At 65.2% G+C, this 18528-nt stretch carries 18 protein-coding genes; 7 read left to right on the top strand and 11 right to left on the bottom strand.

The window, feature by feature from the left end; genetic code table 11:
- Nucleotides 1–253: 253 nt before the first annotated feature.
- Nucleotides 254–1243, top strand: coding sequence for a 2-oxoglutarate and iron-dependent oxygenase domain-containing protein (locus QCE48_RS24170; RefSeq protein ID WP_309782751.1), 990 nt, complete (start codon nt 254–256; stop codon nt 1241–1243).
- Entirely contained in the window at nt 1240–2631 is a 1392-nt protein-coding gene (locus QCE48_RS24165; RefSeq protein ID WP_309782749.1) for an FAD-binding oxidoreductase, read from the top strand. The genes QCE48_RS24170 and QCE48_RS24165 overlap by 4 nt, the downstream gene beginning before the upstream one ends.
- 4 nt (nt 2632–2635) lie before the next feature.
- On the opposite strand, the gene QCE48_RS24160 is transcribed toward QCE48_RS24165, so the two are convergent.
- From QCE48_RS24160 to QCE48_RS24150, 3 genes are read right to left on the bottom strand one after another with little or no spacing between them, the layout of a single operon-like run.
- Nucleotides 2636–3169: a nucleoside deaminase gene (locus QCE48_RS24160; protein WP_309782748.1), complete on the bottom strand. Its 534-nt coding sequence runs from the start codon at nt 3167–3169 to the stop codon at nt 2636–2638.
- Between the two features lie 15 nt (nt 3170–3184).
- Nucleotides 3185–3646, bottom strand: a complete 462-nt coding sequence (locus QCE48_RS24155) for an SRPBCC family protein (RefSeq protein ID WP_309782746.1) — start codon at nt 3644–3646, stop codon at nt 3185–3187.
- Nucleotides 3639–3962, bottom strand: a complete 324-nt coding sequence (locus QCE48_RS24150) for a metalloregulator ArsR/SmtB family transcription factor (RefSeq protein WP_309782744.1) — start codon at nt 3960–3962, stop codon at nt 3639–3641. Before QCE48_RS24150 ends, QCE48_RS24155 begins: the two co-directional genes overlap by 8 nt.
- 156 nt (nt 3963–4118) lie before the next feature.
- On the opposite strand from QCE48_RS24150, the gene QCE48_RS24145 reads away from it, so the two are divergent.
- From QCE48_RS24145 to QCE48_RS24130, 4 genes are all read left to right on the top strand, one after another.
- Nucleotides 4119–5276: an epoxide hydrolase gene (locus tag QCE48_RS24145; RefSeq protein WP_309782743.1), complete on the top strand. Its 1158-nt coding sequence runs from the start codon at nt 4119–4121 to the stop codon at nt 5274–5276.
- 105 nt (nt 5277–5381) lie between these two features.
- Nucleotides 5382–6632 (top strand): FAD-dependent oxidoreductase, encoded by a 1251-nt coding sequence (locus tag QCE48_RS24140; RefSeq protein ID WP_309782741.1) that lies wholly within the window; start codon nt 5382–5384, stop codon nt 6630–6632.
- A gap of 170 nt (nt 6633–6802) precedes the next feature.
- On the top strand, nt 6803–7927 hold the full coding sequence (locus QCE48_RS24135; protein WP_309782739.1) for a DUF3182 family protein: 1125 nt from the start codon (nt 6803–6805) through the stop codon (nt 7925–7927).
- Nucleotides 7928–7961: 34 nt separating this feature from the next.
- A complete protein-coding gene (locus QCE48_RS24130) occupies nt 7962–8738 on the top strand; it encodes an alpha/beta fold hydrolase (RefSeq protein ID WP_309782737.1) in 777 nt (258 codons plus the stop codon).
- Between the two features lie 59 nt (nt 8739–8797).
- Here the strand turns inward: QCE48_RS24130 and QCE48_RS24125 are convergent, their stop codons facing one another.
- The 4 genes from QCE48_RS24125 to QCE48_RS24110 are packed head-to-tail and all read right to left on the bottom strand — an operon-like array spanning nt 8798 to nt 12721.
- Nucleotides 8798–9142 (bottom strand): cupin domain-containing protein, encoded by a 345-nt coding sequence (locus QCE48_RS24125; protein WP_309782736.1) that lies wholly within the window; start codon nt 9140–9142, stop codon nt 8798–8800.
- Nucleotides 9143–9175: 33 nt separating this feature from the next.
- Entirely contained in the window at nt 9176–10153 is a 978-nt protein-coding gene (locus tag QCE48_RS24120; RefSeq protein WP_309782735.1) for a M14 family metallopeptidase, read from the bottom strand.
- Nucleotides 10150–11622 carry an NAD-dependent succinate-semialdehyde dehydrogenase gene (locus tag QCE48_RS24115; protein ID WP_309782734.1) on the bottom strand — a complete coding sequence of 491 codons (1473 nt, stop codon included), beginning with the start codon at nt 11620–11622 and terminating at the stop codon, nt 10150–10152. The genes QCE48_RS24120 and QCE48_RS24115 overlap by 4 nt, the downstream gene beginning before the upstream one ends.
- 16 nt (nt 11623–11638) lie before the next feature.
- Nucleotides 11639–12721 (bottom strand): tartrate dehydrogenase, encoded by a 1083-nt coding sequence (locus QCE48_RS24110; protein WP_309782733.1) that lies wholly within the window; start codon nt 12719–12721, stop codon nt 11639–11641.
- Nucleotides 12722–12815: 94 nt separating this feature from the next.
- On the opposite strand from QCE48_RS24110, the gene QCE48_RS24105 reads away from it, so the two are divergent.
- Nucleotides 12816–13730 carry a LysR substrate-binding domain-containing protein gene (locus QCE48_RS24105; RefSeq protein WP_309782731.1) on the top strand — a complete coding sequence of 305 codons (915 nt, stop codon included), beginning with the start codon at nt 12816–12818 and terminating at the stop codon, nt 13728–13730.
- A gap of 19 nt (nt 13731–13749) precedes the next feature.
- Here the strand turns inward: QCE48_RS24105 and QCE48_RS24100 are convergent, their stop codons facing one another.
- The 4 genes from QCE48_RS24100 to QCE48_RS24085 form a co-directional block, all read right to left on the bottom strand.
- On the bottom strand, nt 13750–14247 hold the full coding sequence (locus QCE48_RS24100; RefSeq protein ID WP_087629512.1) for an Lrp/AsnC family transcriptional regulator: 498 nt from the start codon (nt 14245–14247) through the stop codon (nt 13750–13752).
- A gap of 60 nt (nt 14248–14307) precedes the next feature.
- The gene (locus tag QCE48_RS24095) at nt 14308–15717 is read right to left on the bottom strand and encodes an aspartate aminotransferase family protein (RefSeq protein WP_309782729.1); all 1410 of its coding nucleotides are present in this window, start codon (nt 15715–15717) and stop codon (nt 14308–14310) included.
- An 807-nt stretch (nt 15718–16524) separates the two neighbouring features.
- A complete protein-coding gene (locus tag QCE48_RS24090) occupies nt 16525–17451 on the bottom strand; it encodes a glyoxylate/hydroxypyruvate reductase A (RefSeq protein ID WP_309782728.1) in 927 nt (308 codons plus the stop codon).
- Between the two features lie 3 nt (nt 17452–17454).
- Entirely contained in the window at nt 17455–18336 is an 882-nt protein-coding gene (locus QCE48_RS24085; protein WP_309782727.1) for a GNAT family N-acetyltransferase, read from the bottom strand.
- Nucleotides 18337–18528 lie beyond the last annotated feature (192 nt).

The raw sequence follows: 18528 nt of genomic DNA, 5'->3' as shown, positions 1-18528 counted from the left end.
TCCGGCAGAGGGTGGTCAGCGCGGTATGCGAGGCAGTATATACCGCGAAATTTCGATGACCAAAAAGAAATTCTGCGCGGATTCATAGGACATCAGCGTGCCGGGAAAGGTCGCGCTGCGGTCGCTGCAATGCAACTTGCAGCGCTGGAATTGGCGGTATATACAACCGAAGATGCGTCATGCCGTGCACGCGTTTTTTCGCGTGACGGCGAGCCGAACGTCCCCGTCGCCACGCCGCTACAGGAGCCAGCCGATGCCGTCAGTCACCCGAATTCCCCTCATCGATTTCAGCGGTGTGCGCGAAGGCGACGCCGCCGCGCGCGCGCGCGTCGGCCACGAGATTCGCGAAGCCTGCACGACCATCGGCTTCTTCTACATCGTCAATCATGGTGTGCCGCAACATGTGATCGACGCGGCCGAAGCCGCCGCGCGCAAATTCTTCGCGTTTCCGGTCGAGACGAAGCGGCGCGCGGCGGTGAATCACCGGCATCGCGGCTTCAATTCGCTCGGCGACGCGACCATGTATCAGGCCAAGCGCCCCGACTACAAGGAGTTCTACAGCATCGGCCTCGAACTGCTGGAAGACGATCCCGACGTGCTCGCGGGTCAGGCGCTGCGCGGTCCGAACAACTGGCCCGACTTCATGCCCGAACTGCGGCCGGCGCTGTACGGCTATTACGAGGCGATCGGCGAGTGCGGCAGTCATCTGCTGCGCGCGGTGGCGTCGAGTCTCGACATCGACGAGCATTTTTTCGCGTCGCGCTACACGAAGCGCATGCAGCGCACGCAGATGGTCTATTACCCGCCGCAGCCGCCGCAATCCGACGACAATCAGTTCGGCGTCGCGCCTCATACGGACTACGGCTGCATCACGTTGCTTTGGCAGGACCAGGTGGGCGGCCTGCAAGTGCGCGAAATCGCGAACGACACCTGGATCGACGCGCCGCCGATTCCGGGCAGCTTCGTCGTCAATGTCGGCGATCTGCTCGCGCGCTGGACCAACGACCGGTTCCGCTCGACATTGCATCGCGTGATCAATGCGTCAGGCCGCGAGCGCTATTCGATCGCGACCTTCTACGATCCGACCTACGGCGCCATCGTCGATCCGGCGGAACTCGGCACGCCTGCCGGCGAGGTGCGTCATGCGCCGGTGGCGGCGGGCGATTACATCCTCGGGCGCATCAACGATTCGATGGGCTATCGCAAGAAGCGCGCAGCCGAGCAGCAGGGCACGGCCGCATGAGCGCGCCGCTCGACGCCACCATCGCCGCGTTGCGCGAGGCCCTGGGCGACGACCGCGTGCGCGTGGGCGAAGCCATCGGCGAACGTTCGATGACCGACTGGACCGGCTACGCGCCCGCGCGGCCCGCGGCGCTCGTGCTGCCGCGCTCAACCGACGAGGTGTCGCGCGCGCTCGCGATCTGCAACGAAGCGCGCCAGAGCGTCGTGCCGCAAGGCGGCATGACGGGGCTAGCAGGCGGCGCGATTGCGCGCCCGGCCGACATCGCGATTTCGCTCGAACGGCTCGCCGGAATCGAGGAAATCGACGCGGCATCGGCGACGATGACCGTGCTCGCCGGCACCACCTTGCAGACCGCGCAGGAAGCCGCGGCGGCGGCGGGCTTCGAACTCGGGCTCGACCTCGGCGCGCGCGGCTCGTGTCAGATCGGCGGCAATCTCGCGACCAACGCGGGCGGCAATCGCGTCATCCAGTCGGGCACCGCGCGCGAACAGGTGCTCGGCCTCGAAGCCGTGCTCGCGAACGGCGCCGTGCTGAGTTCGATGAACAAGATGATCAAGAACAACACGGGCTATGACCTGAAGCAGCTTTTCGTCGGCTCGGAAGGCACGCTCGGCGTCATCACGCGCGCGGTGTTGCGGCTGCATCCGCCGCGCGCGGGACGTCACACGGCACTCGTCGCGCTCGATGGCTACGATCAGGTCGTCGCGCTGTTGCGTACGCTCTCGGCACGCTTCGGCAACGATATCGGCGCGTTCGAAATCATGTGGCCGGACTTCTTCGACTTCGGCGTTTCCCTCACGTCCTCCGCGCGCTCGCCGTTTGCCGCGCCGCATCCGCTTTACGCGCTGATCGAACATGCGGGCTTCGATGCCGACGACGACGGCGAGCGCTTCGCCGCCGCGCTCGCCGACGCCTTCGACGCCGGCGCGGTGCGCGATGCGATCGTCGCGCAATCGGTGGCGGATGCACGCGCGCTCTGGCAAGTTCGCGAGTGCACGGCGGAATTTCCCGCGCGGCTCGACCCGGTCAATTTCGACGTGAGCTTGCCGATCGGCTCGATCGGCCAGTTCGTCGCCGAATGCCGCGCCGCGCTCGATGCGCGCTGGCCGTCGAACCGTTCGTATTACTTCGGCCATATCGGCGACTCGAACCTGCACGTGACCGTGGACGGACATTCGGTGCCGGGCGTGCCGCATCACGAGGTCTACGCGTTCGTCTACGACATGGTCGTGCCGTATCGCGGATCGGTCTCGGCGGAGCATGGCATCGGGTTGCTCAAGCGCGAGTTCCTGCCGCTCTCGCGCTCGCCCGAGGAGATCGCGGCGATGACCGCGATCAAACGCGCGCTCGACCCGAACGGCATCCTGAACCCCGGCAAGCTGATCTAGCGCGTCAGCGTTTCGACCAGAACTCGCGCTGCACACGCAGCACTTCCTCTTCGACCTCCGCCACCGGGCCGATCAAATCGACGGCCTTCTGGCAATGGTCGTAGACGTAGCGCGATGCCACGCTCATCGTCGGATTTTCGGAATGATCGCCGGTGGCTTCGAGCAGCCGTTCCTCGGTCATGCCGAACACCACTCGGCCGATATTCGCCCAGTACGCTGTGCCCGCACACATGCAGCACGGCTCGACCGTCGTATACAGCGTGCAGCCCCACAGATACTCGGGCGTGAAGTTCAACGCCGCAACACGCGCCAGCACCGACTCGGCGTGATTGACCGTATCGACGTTGCCTTGCTCCATCAGCACGCTTTCCTGATCGGGGCCGACCAGGATCGCGCCGAACGGATGATGGCCCATCAACGTTGCGCGCTCGGCGACGGCGCTTGCATGCCGCAGATGCCGCACGATCTGCTCGCGCGTTGGCGGAAGGCCTTGCGGCGGATAGCGGGTTGCTTGATTGTCACGCACGTCGATGCTCATGCGGTTTCCTCTCGGTCAGGTGGATGGGTTGGGGGAAAAAACGAGTTCGCCCGTTTCGAGCAGGGACTTCAGGTTGGACAGGATACGCGGCCATCCGCCCGACACCGCGCCGATGAACTTCGACTCCTTCCGGGCGATCGAATGCGTGACGGTCAGCTTGGTGGCGCGCTCGACGGGTTCGATCTCGAAGCGGCAGTGCGAATAGCCTTCCTCCTTCAGTTCTTCCCGGAACTCGTTGCGCCATTTGAGCACGAGGAGCCGGGGCGCTTCGCTCTCGAGCACTTCGCCGGAATCGGCGACGCGTCCGTCGGGGAACATCAGCCGCCACGGCGAGCCTGCTTTCCAGTCGGTTTCGTGATGCATGCCGAACCAGTACTGCTTCGTGAATGCGGTGCTCGTCAGCGCGGACCAGAGCCGCTCGGGCGTGGTGCGGATGAAGGTGACATAAACGAATTGAGTGGAACCTGCGTCAGTCATATTCATCTCCTTCGAGGGACTTCTTGAGATCGGACAGGGCGGCGAGCCGCGGTTGCTCGAACTTGCCGATCCAGCGTTCCGCGATCTCGTTGATCGGAACGGGATTGATGAAGTGCAGCTTCTCGCGGCCCTGGCGCTTCCATGAGACAAGATTCGCGTCTTCGAGAATGGCGAGATGCTTCGCGACCGCCTGACGCGTGATGTCGAGCCCCACGCACAGTTCGCCGAGCGTCTGACCATTTTTCGCGTGCAGCCGGTCGAGCAGAAGCCGGCGGTTCGCATCCGCCAGAGCACGAAATACCGCGTCGTCGTCCATGAACCTATTATGCAACCACCTGGTTGCACGTCAAGCGAGTTTTACTCACAACCGCTGTGAGTTTTCATCGTTCGTCAGGAGACGCGCCTGCTGGTAACGTGTTTGCTTGACGGCTGGCATCGGGCCGGCACGCAACCGACCAAGGCGGATCACACCATGAAAGAGAAGCCGGTTCCGTTTTCCCTCCATGTCCCCGAGGAAGACATAGACGACCTGCGCGCGCGTCTCGCCCGCACGCGCTTCCCCGATCAAGCGCCCGGCGAGCCGTGGCAGGCGGGCACCGACGTCGCCTATCTCGCGGATCTCGTCGACTACTGGCGCGAGCGCTTCGACTGGCGCGCGCAGGAAGCGGCGCTCAACGCGTTCCCGCAATACAAGGTGGCGCTGCACGGCATCGACGTGCATTACCTGCACGTGCCGGGCAACGGTCCCGCGCCGATGCCGCTCGTGCTGCTGCACGGCTGGCCGGGCTCGGTGTTCGAGTTCATCGAGATCATCCCGCGTCTCACCGATCCCGCCCGTTTCGGCGGCGATCCGCGCGATGCGTTCACGCTGGTCGTGCCGTCGTTGCCGGGTTACGGCCTGTCGTTTCGCCCGAACCAGCCGCGCTTTGACATCCCCGCGATGACCGAATGCCTGTTCGACCTGATGCACGACGTCCTCGGCTATGAGCGCTTCGGCGCGCAGGGCGGCGACTGGGGCTCGGCGATCGCGAGCCGGCTCGGTTACGTGCATCCGGACGCGATGATCGGCGTGCATCTCAATTACATGTCGGCGGCGAGCCGCAACGCGGCGGCGTATCAGAGCCCGAGCGCCGAGGAGCAGCGCTATCTCGACCAACTTGCCCACTGGAACGCCGACGGGAGCGCGTATTCGTCGATTCAGGGAACGCGGCCGCAATCGCTCGCGTTCGGGCTCACGGATTCGCCGGCGGGGCTTGCCGCGTGGATCGTCGAGAAATTCCGGGCGTGGTCGGACTGCGGCGGCGACGTCGAGCGGGCGATCAGCCGCGACAAGATGCTCGCCGACATCGCGCTTTATTGGTTCACCGGGTCGATCAACGCGTCGTTCTGGCCGTACTACGGGCGCACGCATGGCGCCGTGACGCTGCCACCGGGCGAAACCATCGGCGTGCCGACGGGCTACGCCGAATTTCCGTGCGAAATCCTGAGGCCGCCGCGCTCGGCCGCCGAGCGCGTGTTCACCGACCTGCGCCGCTGGAGCGTCATGCCGAAAGGCGGCCACTTCGCGGCGCTCGAACAGCCGGACTTGCTCGCCTCGGAAGTGCGCGCGTTCTTCGGGGCGTTGCGTTAGGGGCGCCTTTTCATCGGCCGGCGCGGCGAGTACGCTACGTGCAGCGTCCGGCCGCGCCGGGCGGCTGGTTCTCCGTTGCCGCGCATCGCCTGACGGGAGAGGCTCATGAAGCGAATCGTGGTGATCGGCGCGGGTTTCGCCGGGCTGTGGAGCGCCATCGGCGCGGCCCGCAAGCTCGACGAACTGTCGGTTCCAGCGGGCGAAGTCGAGGTAGCGGTCGTCAACGGTGCGCCTTTTCACAGCATCCGCGTGCGCAACTACGAGTCCGAACTCGCGGCGACACTCGTCCCGCTGACCGATGTGCTCGACCCGGTCGGCGTGCGTCTGATCGAAGGAACAGTGTCGAAGATCGACGTGGCGAACCAGTGCGTTTCCGTGCTACCGGACGCGCTCGATGACTCGAAGCCCGCGCAGCAGCTTCCGTATGACCGCGTCGTGCTCGCCGCGGGCAGCAGGCTGGTACATCCCGATATTCCCGGCCTCGCGCAATACGCATTCGACGTCGACTCCTATGCGGGCGCGTGCCGGCTTCAGGATCATCTGCACTCGCTCAGTGCGCGCGGTGCGTCGCCGGGGCGCTATACGGCCGTCGTGGTCGGTGCGGGACTGACGGGCGTCGAACTCGCCGCCGAGTTGCCGTCGCGCCTGCACGGCATCGTGCCGGAGGCCGACCGGCACGCAATCCGCGTCGTGCTCGCGGACCGCACCGCCAAAATCGCGCAGGCGATGGGCGGCGCGCAGCCCGTCATCGAGCGGGCGCTGACGACGCTCGGCGTCGAACTGCTGCCAGGCGTGTCATTGAAGGCGCTTGACGGCGAGAGCGTCGAGCTGACCGACGGCACGCGCATCGAGGCGGCCACGGTCGCGTGGTGCGGCGGCATGCGCGCGAGCCCGCTCGCGGCGCAGTTTCCGGTGATGCTCGACGCGCTGGGCCGCGTTCCCGTCGATTCGTTCCTGCGCGTCGAAGGCGTGCCCGACGCGTTCGCCGCCGGCGACTGCGCGCGACTTCTGGTCGATGGCGTGCGGGCGTCGGTGATGTCGTGCCAGCACAGCCGGCCGATGGGGCGTTTTGCCGGGCACAACGTCGTCTGCGATCTGTTCGGCATGCCGATGCTGCCGCTTTCGATCGACTGGTACACGACCATTCTCGACCTCGGTCCGTGGGGCGCCGTCTATACCGAAGGCTGGGACCGGCAACTCGTGGCCGAAGGAGCGGCGGCGAAGAAGACCAAGCAGACGATCAACTGCGAGCGCATCTATCCGCCCCGCAATCGCGTGCGGGCGGACATCCTCGAAGCGGCGGCGCCCGTCGTTCAGACGCCGCCGCCGACCCGGCGCGCTTCGGGCTCGCATTAGACGGTGCGTCGCGCCGCGCGTGTCGCAAGAAAGTTTGCGTTCGCACAACCGTGCGCTTTCAGTCCCATGACGAGCGGTACGTGACTTGCTGAGGCGGTCGGTGTTTGATTCCGCCGGTTGCACTCTGCGGCGGACATTTCCATTCGGCATCGAGCGCCGGGAGTGCCAACATGAACGCGCTGCCCTCAGACGAAGGACCGGTCGTGATCGCGTACAGCGAGGGACGCAAGGCGGCCCGCGGACGGCATGAGATCGAGACGCAGCTCGAACTCGCGCGTCAAATCGCGGCGCTGATGGGCGCATCGTTCGCAGGCGTGTTCGATCCGGCGCAGCAGTATCCGTCGAACCGCTACCTGATTCCCGACGACACGCTCGACAGCCACGACGCGCGGCGCCTGAACCTCGCGAGCGAGCGGGACCTTTACGGCGGCGTCGTGCCGTTTCCGTTCGTCGCGACGAAAGTGGTCGTCCACGGTCTGCCGCCCGGAGCGCGCGAGGCGCCCGCAGGCTGGGCGCCCGCCTTCGGCGAGCGCGTCAGCGCGATCGTGCTGCCGGGTTTCTCGGCGTTCACGCGTAACGACGCGCACGCGGCCGCGTCGCGTTTGTGGCGTGACGGGGCGGTGCGGCTCAAGCGGCCGTCGGGAATCGGCGGCGCCGGGCAGGCGGTCGTCGCGGACCGCGCGGCGCTCGACGCCCAGCTCGACGATATCGGCGACGCGGTGTTGCGCGCGGAAGGCGTTGTGCTGGAGCGCGACTTGCAGAACATTGAGACGCTGAGCGTCGGGCGGTTGCGGCTCGGCGATCTGGAAGCGAGCTACTACGGCGTGCAGCGGCTGACGACCAACAATCACGGCCATCAGGTGTATGGCGGCTCGGATCTGGTCGTGGTGCGTGGCGATTTCGACGCGCTCACTCGCATCGACATGCCAGCCGAAGCGCGCACCGCGATCGAACAATCGCGCGCGTTCGACGAAGCCGTCTCCGAAACATTCGACGGTTTCTTCGCATCGCGGCGCAATTACGACGTCGGCAACGGCGCCGACGCGCGCGGGCAGGCGTATTGCGGCGTGCTGGAACAGTCGTGGCGGATCGGCGGCGCGAGCGGCGCCGAGATCGGCGCGTTCAGGGCATTTTGCGATGACCCGGCGGTACGAATCGTGCGAGCCTCGACGACGGAAGTCTACGGCGCGAACGCGGCGGTTCCGGCCGATGCATGCGTGTACTACCACGGCATCGATCCGCAGGCGGGCGAGATCACGAAGTACTGCACGGTCGACGGTGAACGGGCACGGTAAGTCGCCCGGGCAGACGGCCAAGGAGCGCAAAGCCATGACGGCGGACAAATACCAGATCGAGATTCCCATCGGGCGCGGCTATCTCGACGCCACCTTCGTCGCGCCGCAGACGACGATCCCGGGCATCCTGTTCGTCCACGGCTGGGGCGGCAATCAGGAGCAATACATGGAGCGCGCGCGTCAGGCGGCGGCGCTGGGCTGCGTGTGCCTCACCTTCGATCTGACCGGCCACGCCCGCACGCGGCACGAGCAGGACACCGTCACGCGCGCGACCAATCTCGCCGACGTGCTCGCCGCCTACGACACGCTCGCTGCGCATCCGCTGATCGACCGCAGTTCGATCGCCGTGGCGGGCAGCAGCTACGGCGGGTATCTGGCTTCGATTCTCACGTCGATCCGGCCGGTGCGCTGGCTCGGTCTGCGCGTGCCCGCGCTCTATCTCGACGAAGGCTGGGACATTCCGAAGCGCGCGCTGCATAAGGAGCACGATCTGGTGGCGTATCGTCGGCGCATCGTGGGCTCGGACGAGAATCGCGCGCTGCGCGCGGCTGCGGATTTTCGCGGCGACGTGCTGCTCGTCGAATCCGAGCGCGACGAAATCGTGCCGCATACCGTGATCGCGAGCTATCTGCAGGCGTTTCTGAAGGCGCATTCGCTCACGTACCGCGTGATCGACGGCGCCGATCACGGCCTCTCGGACGAGGGCAGTCAGCGCGCGTACACCGCGCTGGTCGTGAACTGGCTTGCGGAGATGATTGGCGGGCGCCGCGCAGGCAGTCGCGGTGAAGCAGCGACGCAGGCCGTGCGCTAGGCCGGGTCATCGCGTGCGGGGGCCCATCGACCATGCGCCCCGCTCGAACCTTGCGTCCTTCAGAGAATCACATAGATCTTGCGCATCGTTTCCTCGACTTCCCACAGGCCTTCCGTATTCGCTTCGAAGAACAGCGTATCGCCGCCCTTGAAATGGATCGTCGGTTCGCCGTCGGGCGTAAAGCGGCCTCGTCCGGCGAGCATGTGCATCACTTCCGCCCGTTTCACCGCGCGCCGATAGGTGCCCGGCGTGCATTCGAACACGCCCGTATCGATCGATTCGTTGCCCGGTATCACGCGCTGCGCGCCCGATACCCTGATCTCCGGCGTGCCGGGAAGCCCGGCCGTGCCCCAGTCTTCGAGTGCCTGCAATGCGATGCTCTGCCTGATCTGCTGTACTTTCATGTCGCTCGTCTGAAGATGATGATGATGAGTGGATCAGCGTGAAGTGGCGATGCGCTGTTCGATCCTGCCGAGCCGCACGACCGTCACGCCCGGGCGCAGTTGCCTCAGCGACGGCATCACGAGCATGCAGTCGTCGTAGGGCGTCGTGACCGGAGCGCCGTCCGACCAGCCGATGACGCTGCCTGCCTTGTCGAAGATTTCGAGGCCGGTGTATTCGCCCGCGAACCGGAAGTCCGTACTCTTCGCGACGACCGGCTCGGTCACGCGCACCACGCGCATTTCATCGGGCAGCGGCGCGAACCAGTCTTGCGGCAGATCGCTCGCGTCGACCACGCCCGAGAGCGCGAGAAAGCGCGCGGTGACATCGCGCGCGACATCGACGGCGCTCGCTTCCCAGTGCTGCCCGCATTCGATCAAAAGCGCGTTTTTCGCACTCGACGGATCGCCGAAGCCTTCGTAATCGCGCATCCGGCGGCCTTCCGGATGGCCTTCGTCGCAGATGACCGTCGCGGGCGTGCCGAGCTTCGCCGCGAGTTCGATGCCCTTCGCGAGCGGTCCCGCGACGATCAACGGCGCGCTCTTTTCGTGCATCGAATGGAGGTCGAGCAGCAGGTCGACCGTATCGATCAGCGGGCGCATCGCGCGTGCGCGTTCGAGTTCGCTCGACACGCGCGCGGTGTCGTCGAGCGTCTTCGCGGTCCACACGCGGTTGAAGTCCTGATCGACGAAGCGGGCGGCATCGGGCTTCGATGCGTCGAAGCGTCCATACGCCGCCACGTTCGCGAACGAAAGCGTGAGCCGTCCGCGGCGCGGGCGCATTTTCGCGCGCAACAACGCATCGACGACAATCGCGCCGCACACCTCGTTGCCATGCGTGAGCGCGTTGATCATCACGTGCGGACCGGGCACGCCCGAGTCGAACGTGTGCACATACGCGATGCCGGAGTCGCTCGCTTCGTGAGCGGCGATGTCCGGGAACGGGATCTCGATCGGATAGGCCGGTTTGCTCATTCGAGTCCGCCCTGGCAGAGATACTTGATCGACAGGTAATCGTCGAGGCCGTACTTCGAGCCTTCGCGGCCGTAGCCCGATTCCTTCACGCCGCCGAAGGGCGCGGCCTCGCTTGCGAGCGCGCCTTCGTTGATGCCGACGATGCCCGCTTCGAGCCGGCGAGCAACCCGGTCGATGCGGCGCAGGTCGTTGCTGTAGAAGTACGAGGCGAGTCCGAACGGCGTGTCGTTGGCCGCGCGAAGCGCTTCTTCTTCGTCGTCGAAGCGAAAGAGCGGCACGACCGGCCCGAAGGTTTCCTCGCAGCTCAGTTGCATGTCGCTCGTTGCATCGGCGAGGACGGTCGGCGCGTAGTAGTTCGGTCCGAGCGCGGTGAGCCGCTTGCCGCCCGCGACCACGCGCGCGCCTTTCTGCACGGCATCGTCGACGTGGCGCGCGATCTTGTCGATCGCGCGGGCGTTGATCATCGGGCCGATCTGCGCGTCCGGATCGGTGGCGGGCGCGACTTTGAGCGCCGCGACGCGCGTGCCGAGCAGGTCCGCGAATTTCTCGTACACGCCCGACTGCACGTACACGCGATTCGGACAGACGCAAGTCTGCCCGCCGTTGCGGAACTTCGAGGCAAGCAGGCCCGCGACGGCGGCGTCGAGATCGGCGTCGTCGAAGACGATGAACGGCGCATTGCCGCCGAGTTCCAGCGAAAGCTTCTTGAGCGTCCCGGCCGATTCGCGCGCGAGATACTTGCCGACCGGCGTCGAACCGGTGAACGTGATCTTGCGCACGCGGCCGTCGTGCAGCCAGTCCGCCACCGCGGGCACCGCGTTTTCGCGCGACGCCGAAATCAGGTTCAGCACGCCTGGCGGCACGCCCGCTTCATGCGCGAGCAGCACGAGCGCGAGCGCGGTGAGCGGCGTGTCCTCGGCCGGCTTGCCGACCACCGTGCAGCCCGCTGCGAGCGCCGGTGCGATCTTGCGAGCGATCATCGCAAGCGGAAAATTCCACGGCGTGATCGCCGCGACGATGCCGATCGGTTCCTTGATCGCGCTCATCCGTTTGCCGCGCTGCTGCTGCGGGATGATGTCGCCGTAGATGCGCGTCGCTTCGTCGGCGAACCACGCGACATACGATGCGCCGTACAGCACCTCGCCGCGGCCTTCCGCGAACGGCTTGCCTTGTTCGAGCGAGATCAGCCGGCCGAGCGCGTCGGCGTTCTCCAGCATCAGCGCATGCCAGCGGTGCAGCACGGCCGCGCGGTCCTTCGGCAGCGCGTCGCGCCATGCGGGAAAGGCGCGTGCGGCGGCGTCGGTGGCGGCGCGGGCGTCGGCTTCACCGCTGTCGGCGACATCGGCGATCACTTCGCCCGTCGCCGGGTTCGTCACGCCGAAGCGCTTGCCGCTTGCGGCCGCGACCCATTTGCCGTCGATGAAATTGTCCGCGCGGATCAGGTCCTTCAGTTCGAACTTCGTTGTCATCGCCATGCTCCTTGGATCACGCGAGCCGTTCGGCGATGGCCTTGCCGACTTCCGTCGTGCTGGCGCGGCCGCCGAGGTCGCCGGTATGCGGGCCTTCCTTCAGCACCGCTTCGATCGCAGCGAGAATCGCATCGTGCGCTTCGTGCTCCGGGCCTTCGCCGTTGCCGAGGAAGTCGAGCATCATGCCCGCCGACCAGATCATCGCGATCGGATTGGCGATGTTCTTGCCGGAGATGTCGGGCGCCGAGCCGTGCACCGGCTCGAAGAGCGACGGGAACGTGCGGTCCGGATTCAGGTTGCCCGAAGGCGCGATGCCGATCGTGCCCGTGCAGGCGGGACCGAGGTCCGAAAGAATGTCGCCGAAGAGGTTGGTCGCGACCACGACGTCGAAGCGGTCCGGGTTCAGCACGAAACGCGCGCAGAGAATGTCGATGTGCTGCTTGTCCCACTTCACGTCCGGATGGAGCGCCGCGACTTCGGCGGCACGCGCATCCCACCACGGCATGCTGATCGAGATGCCGTTGCTCTTCGTCGCGACCGTGATCTTCTTCTCGCGACGCTCGGCGAGGTCGAATGCGAACTTCAGCACGCGCTCGGAGCCCTTGCGCGTGAAGATCGACTGCTGCGTGACGAACTCGCGATCCGTGCCTTCGAACATCGTGCCGCCCACCGATGAATACTCGCCCTCGGTGTTCTCGCGCACGATCATCATGTCGATGTCGCCCGCCTTGCGGCCCGCGAGCGGCGAAGGCACGCCGTCGAAGAGACGCGCGGGGCGCAGGTTGATGTACTGGTCGAATTCGCGGCGGAACTTGAGCAGCGATCCCCAGAGCGAGACGTGGTCGGGCACCGTGTCGGGCCAGCCGACCGCGCCGAACAGGATCGCGTCCGCGTCTGCGAGTTGCGCCTTCCAGTCGTCGGGCATCATCTGGCCGTGCTTCGCGTAGTAGTCGCAGCTCGCCCACTCGATGTGCCGGTATTCCAGCGCGATGCCGAAGCGCTTGCTGACCGCGTCGAGCGCGCGCAGCCCTTCGGGCATGACTTCACGGCCGATGCCGTCGCCGGGAATGACGGCGATGTGATACGTTTTGCGGGTCATGCGGGTCTCCTGATCGAAATGTGGATAACGATTAGTTTATTCCTGCTGGATCGTCATAAAATTCGGCTTTTGGTTAAGCCACTATGCACGAATCGTGAAGAAAGCGCCGAACCCCACGCCGAACCTCGACGACCTGCGCGTGTTCTGCCTCGTCGCCCGCAAGGCCAGCTTTAGCGCGGCGGCGGACGCGCTCGCGGTGTCGGCGGCGTATGTCAGCAAGCGCGTAAGCGTGCTCGAAGCCGATCTCGGCACGCGCCTTCTGCATCGCTCGACGCGCCGCGTTGCGATCACCGAGGCGGGCGAGCGCGTCTACGCGTGGGCCGAGAAGATTCTGGATGACGTCGACCATCTCGTCGAGGACGTTTCGACTACCCGGCGCCTGCCGCGCGGCACGCTCTCCGTGTCGAGCAGCTTCGGCTTCGGGCGGCACGTCGTCGCGCCGGCGCTTTCGCGCCTGACCGAGCGTTATCCGCAACTGAACGTGCGGCTCGAACTGTTCGACCGTATCGTCGATGTCGCGGGCGAGGGCTTCGATCTCGACGTGCGCATCGGCGACGATATCGCGCCGCATCTGATCGCGAAGCGCCTTGCGTCGAATCACCGGGTATTGTGCGCATCGCCCGCGTATCTGGAGCGACACGGTGCGCCACGTGCGCTTGCCGATCTCGCCGCGCATCCGTGTCTGGCGATCAAGGAACGCGATCATCCGTTCGGCGTCTGGCGGCTTTCCGTGCGCGGCGAAATCACCTCGATCCGCGTGACGGGACCGCTCTCGACCAATCACGGCGAAGTGGCGGTGCAATGGGCGGTGGAGGGACGCGGTATCGTGCTGCGCTCAATGTGGGACGTGCGCCCGTTGCTCGCGAACGGCACGCTCGTGCAGGTGCTGCCGGAGGCGACGCAGAGCGCCAACGTGTGGGCCGTTTATCCCGAGCGGCTCGCGACGTCGGCGAAGGTGAGGGTGTGCGTGGATTTCCTGAGCGAGGAGTTCGCGCGCTGGCCCGGCTGAAGCGGGCACGCCATCCTGGTCAGGGATGAGGCTGCGAGAAGAGCGTTTCGAGCGGATAGTGCGACTTCACGAACGGCGACTTGATGATCACGTAGCTGAAGTACTTTTCGATGCCGATGTCGCGTTCGAGCAGCCCTTCGATGATGCTCTGATAGTGGCTCACACTGCGCGTCACGAACTTGAGCAGGTAATCGTAGCCGCCGCTCGCGAGATGGCACTCGACGATCTCGTCGATATCCTTGATCGCGTTGACGAACTTGATGAAGTCTTCGCGGCGATGATCGGCGAGCGTCACTTCGGTGAAGACGATCTGCACGTCGCCGAGCTTTTCGAGCGCGATCTGCGCGCCGTAACCGACGATATAGCCCGCCTTCTCCAGGCGCTTCACGCGGATGAGACACGGACTCGGCGACAGACCGACCGCATCGGCAAGCTCGACGTTGGTGATGCGCCCTTTCTTCTGCAATTGCGAAAGGATCCGCAGGTCGATACGGTCAAGCTTGCTGTCGTTGCTCATTGGGTCGGATCGCAGGGCATCTTTGGAAAAACGTCCGCCGATCTTATCACGCGATATTTCTCACGCAGCCGCGCGTGCGGGCGCCTTGCCCGCCGTGTTGAGCGCCGCGCGCACGTCGGCTTGCGCGAGCACGTCGTCGAGCGTCTTTTCGAGGCGTTCGAACAGCATGTCGAACTCGCTTTCCGTGTAGCAGAGCGCGGGCGCGAAGCCGAGGATGTTGTCGTTGAAGGCGCGGAACACGAGCCGGTTCTGATAGGCGGCGGTCGCGATGCGCTCCGAGAGCTTGAGCGCCGGATCGAAGCTTGCCTTGGTCTCCTTGTCCGCGACGAGTTCGAGCGCGCCGAGCAGGCCGCGATGACGCGAATCGCCGACGAGCGGATGAGCGGTTAGCGCATCGAGCCCGCGAGCAAAGCGCGGCGCGCGTGCCTGGCCGTTCGCGAGCAGGCCGCCCTCGTGATAGAGGCGCATGACTTCGAGACCGATCGCCGCGCTGACCGGATGCGCCGAATACGTGTGCCCATGACCGATCGCGGCGGCCGGATCGCCGCCATCGGCGATGCCCTGGTACACCGCGTCGGACATCAGCACGGCGCCCATCGGCGCATAGCCGGCGGTGAGACCCTTCGCGACCGTCATCAGGTCCGGCTCGACGCCTTCACCTTCGCAGGCGAAGAGCGGGCCGGTGCGGCCGAAGCCCGTGATGACTTCGTCGGCGACGAAGAGGATGTCGAGCTTGCGGCAGGCTTCGCGCATCGCCTTCAGCCAGCCGGCGGGCGGCACGATCACGCCGCCCGAACCCTGGATCGGCTCGCAGAAGAATGCGGCGACGTTGTCGGCGCCGAGCGCGGCCACCTTGGCTTCGAGCGCGGCGACGGAGGCGGCGATGAGCGCGTTGTCGTCGGCGAATGTGTTGCGGTAGGCGTAGGGCGACGCGATGTGATGCTGATGCGGCAGCGGCAGGTCGAAGTTGCGATGGAACGCCGGCAGCGCGGTGAGCCCGGCACCGATCGACGACGAGCCGTGATAGCCGCGTTCGAGCGCGATGATGTGCTTCTTCGACGGGCGTCCGGTCGCGTTGAAATAGTGTGTGATGAAGCGCAGCGCGGAATCGACGGCATCGGAACCGCCGAGTGTGAAGTAGACGTGTTGCAGCGAAGCGGGAGTTTTGTCGATGAGCTTCGCGGCCAGTTCGATGGCGGGTTCCGAGCCGAAGTGGAAATAGCTGGTGGCGTAGGGGAGCCGCGTCATTTGTTCGGTGGCGGCCTTGACGATGCTCTCGTGGCCGTAGCCCGTATTGACGCACCAGAGGCCGGAGAACGCGTCGAGCAGTTCGTTGCCGTCGATGTCGCGCAGGAAGACGCCTTGGGCCGATTCGAGCACGGTGACACCGCGGGCTTCGTGGGCGCGGTAGCTGACTACCGGGTGGATCAGGTGCTTGCGATCGGCTTCGATGAGCGATTGGGTCGACATGGACGGTCCTCGGACGGGGTAGGTTTTTACCATTCCATGGTACGGGTGCCTTCGCTCGCGCGTGGTGGTAAAAAAGTGCCCAAACCGTTTGGGCGATGCATTTTTTCTTGCTCTACAGCATTTTGTGCTGGGGTTGTGGGTTTGGGGTTGTTCGTATCTGTGCTTCTATGGAGCTTGTTTTCTTTGTGGTCTATTAGCTCTGCCCCTGTCCGGGGCGGGACTTACTTTCTTTGGCTAGCGCAAAGAAAGTAAGCAAAGAAAGCAGCTTCTTAGGCAGCAGTCGCAGCACGGCAACGCACTCGCAATACTGAGTGGACATACCGCCTAAATGTCGCCCTCAAAGGACAAGAGGCGCCTGGTCCGATTAACCATGGTGTTATCGCACAGCGAACGAGTTGGCACAGCAGTCATTCATCCGTTTTTGCTTCGCTGGACGAGGGGTGCACGAGTCGCGCGGTTGAGCTTCGCGGTTGTGCCCCTCGTCCGAGCGAAGCGTGGACGGAGCTGAACGGAGCGCATACCACTTTGTTGAAGTTCGGGAGGTGTCAGTCGTACTGCGCGCCAAGCCGGGTGGATGTTTGAGAACGACACTTAGGCGGTATGTCCACTCAGTGCATCAATTGCGTTTTCGCTTGGCGACTGCTGCCTGGAAAAGCTGCTTTCTTTGCTTACTTCTTTGCGCTAGCCAAAGAAAGTAAGTCCCGCCCCGGACAGGGGCAGAGCCAATAGACCACTAAGAAAACAAGTTCCCTAGAAGCGCAGATACGTCCAACGATATCCCCACGCAAACGCGAGCAGACGCCCAATTCAATACCCGCGCGCCCGATCAACCTGTCCGATCATCCGCAACCCCGCCCGATGCAATCGGATATTCTCGATCACGACATCGACGGCACTCTCAGGCCGGGTAGCACTGGCGATGTGCGGCGTGATGCGCACGCGCGGATGCGTCCACAAAGGATGATCAGCGGGCAAAGGCTCCGGCTCGGTCACATCGAGAATCGCGCTATCGAGCTGCCCGCTCGCAAGCGCCGCGAGCAAATCGTCCTGATCCAGATGCGCCCCGCGCCCGACGTTGATGACGGAAGCACCCTTGGGCAAGGCAGAAAAAACCCGCGCATTCAACATCCCGCGCGTAGCGTCCGTCAGCGGCAAAAGACAAATCAGCACGTCCGTGCGCCCAAGAAACGCATCGAGCGAATCGATACCCGCATGACACTCGACGCCATCGATCACCCGTTCCGAACGGCTCCATCCCGCGCAAGGAAACCCGAACAGCCGCAGCCGCTCGAGGACGGCGGTCCCCAGCACGCCCAGCCCAAGCACGCCGATACGCCGCGAAGCCGCCGCACGCACCGGCATCTCGCGCCACTCGCGCTTTTGCTGAAACCCGGCGTAGTCGAAGAGATCGCGGTGGATCGTGAGCACCGCCTGCGTCACATACTCGACCATTCCCTCGACGATCCCCAGCTCGATCATCCTCACCACCGGCACATGCGCGGGCACACCCGACAGGTCGAACTGATCGATACCCGCGCCCACGGAAAAGATCACCTGGAGATTCGGCAGCGTGCGCGTCGGATCGTCGGGCGGCATCCACGCGGCTAGATAGCGGACCGATGCAGGATCGCCCACGTCCGGCCACACGCGAAACCCCAGTTCCGGCGCCTTCTGCGCAAAGAGCCGCGCCCATTGCTCGCCGCGCGCGGGATCGGCTTTATAGAGAAACGTCATGGTTTAACAGACCGCCTGGTTGATGATGCCGAATTGTCTGACTTCACGATCCACCGCCAGCAAGCCGTTCTTCGCCATCTTCACGACCGTGTCGACGCGCGCAAGGCCAAGGCCCTCCAGCCATTCCGACAGACCGCTGTCGCCGGGCGTGTCGATGCGCACGAACACGCCGGCGTTGAGCGCCAGCCAGTGGCTGATGAGTGCCTTCGCGCGGCTCGAATCGGCCGAGTCGGGCGCGACCACCGGTCCGATCGCATAGCCGCGTCCGAAGCGGCGGAAGAGCGCGAAGCCGAGCAGTTCGCCGTCACGGTCGAGCGCGATGCCACTCGCCACGTCGAGCAGTGCGGGCAGTAACGCACTGCGATCCAGTCCGCTCGCACGCGAAGCCAGTTCGACGAGGCGCGGCGCATCGTTCGCGCCGATCGGGCGCAGCCGTTCGCCGGGCGGCAGCGAAACCAACGGCGGCTGGAACGCGGCGCCCTGATGTTGATGAATCGTGCCGACCTCGCGAAAGCCGAGCTTCTCGTAGAGCGGCTTGCCGGCGGGCGTCGCGTGCAGGATGGTCGTGCGCTCGCCGAGTTCGTCGAGCAGCAGTTCCATCAGCCGCCGTCCGATGCCGCTGCCCTGCCGCGCGGGCGACACGATCACCATGCCGAGCGACGCCGTATCGCGTCCGTATTTCCAGCAGAACGCCGTGCCGATCACGCCGCTCGCATCCTCGGCGACGAAACCCTTGCCCGCTTCGGCGACGAAACGCCAGTCGTCGGCGCGATGCGGCCAGTTCAGTTCGGTCGTGAGCGCATGCGCGGCGCCGATGTCGTCGGCGGTGAACGGTCTGTACGTGGGCGCTTCGGGTTGCGCTTCCTTCTCTCTCAGGTCGGACACGCCGGCCTCCTTTGTCTAGGGACTCACGCCGTCACTCTCGCATTGCAGTGCAGCGTTGACTAGGACGATCTTTCTATCGCATCCGCGTTCGCCGTGCTCGATGCGAATCAATGCAAAACGTGAAGTCGGCCGGTCCACAACGAGCGCGTTGTGCTGAATCGTCCTTTTTGTCAGCGACATATGCCGACCCAG

Source organism: Caballeronia sp. LZ024 (assembly GCF_031451455.1).
GTDB classification, from domain to species: domain Bacteria; phylum Pseudomonadota; class Gammaproteobacteria; order Burkholderiales; family Burkholderiaceae; genus Caballeronia; species Caballeronia telluris.
The sequence above is the reverse complement of the archived record's forward strand: the minus strand, read 5'-3'. Positions and strand labels throughout refer to the sequence as shown.

Excerpts from the sequence above, each read along its gene's own strand:
- QCE48_RS24125 (WP_309782736.1), bottom strand. The coding sequence starts at position 9,142 with ATGAAAGTACAGCAGATCAGGCAGAGCATCGCATTGCAGGCACTCGAA.
- QCE48_RS24150 (WP_309782744.1), bottom strand. The coding sequence starts at position 3,962 with ATGGACGACGACGCGGTATTTCGTGCTCTGGCGGATGCGAACCGCCGG.
- QCE48_RS24135 (WP_309782739.1), top strand. The coding sequence starts at position 6,803 with ATGAACGCGCTGCCCTCAGACGAAGGACCGGTCGTGATCGCGTACAGC.
- QCE48_RS24110 (WP_309782733.1), bottom strand. The coding sequence starts at position 12,721 with ATGACCCGCAAAACGTATCACATCGCCGTCATTCCCGGCGACGGCATC.
- QCE48_RS24140 (WP_309782741.1), top strand. The coding sequence starts at position 5,382 with ATGAAGCGAATCGTGGTGATCGGCGCGGGTTTCGCCGGGCTGTGGAGC.
- QCE48_RS24095 (WP_309782729.1), bottom strand. The coding sequence starts at position 15,717 with ATGTCGACCCAATCGCTCATCGAAGCCGATCGCAAGCACCTGATCCAC.
- QCE48_RS24115 (WP_309782734.1), bottom strand. The coding sequence starts at position 11,622 with ATGACAACGAAGTTCGAACTGAAGGACCTGATCCGCGCGGACAATTTC.
- QCE48_RS24155 (WP_309782746.1), bottom strand. The coding sequence starts at position 3,646 with ATGACTGACGCAGGTTCCACTCAATTCGTTTATGTCACCTTCATCCGC.
- QCE48_RS24120 (WP_309782735.1), bottom strand. The coding sequence starts at position 10,153 with ATGAGCAAACCGGCCTATCCGATCGAGATCCCGTTCCCGGACATCGCC.
- QCE48_RS24100 (WP_087629512.1), bottom strand. The coding sequence starts at position 14,247 with ATGAGCAACGACAGCAAGCTTGACCGTATCGACCTGCGGATCCTTTCG.
- QCE48_RS24165 (WP_309782749.1), top strand. The coding sequence starts at position 1,240 with ATGAGCGCGCCGCTCGACGCCACCATCGCCGCGTTGCGCGAGGCCCTG.
- QCE48_RS24090 (WP_309782728.1), bottom strand. The coding sequence starts at position 17,451 with ATGACGTTTCTCTATAAAGCCGATCCCGCGCGCGGCGAGCAATGGGCG.
- QCE48_RS24170 (WP_309782751.1), top strand. The coding sequence starts at position 254 with ATGCCGTCAGTCACCCGAATTCCCCTCATCGATTTCAGCGGTGTGCGC.
- QCE48_RS24145 (WP_309782743.1), top strand. The coding sequence starts at position 4,119 with ATGAAAGAGAAGCCGGTTCCGTTTTCCCTCCATGTCCCCGAGGAAGAC.
- QCE48_RS24160 (WP_309782748.1), bottom strand. The coding sequence starts at position 3,169 with ATGAGCATCGACGTGCGTGACAATCAAGCAACCCGCTATCCGCCGCAA.
- QCE48_RS24130 (WP_309782737.1), top strand. The coding sequence starts at position 7,962 with ATGACGGCGGACAAATACCAGATCGAGATTCCCATCGGGCGCGGCTAT.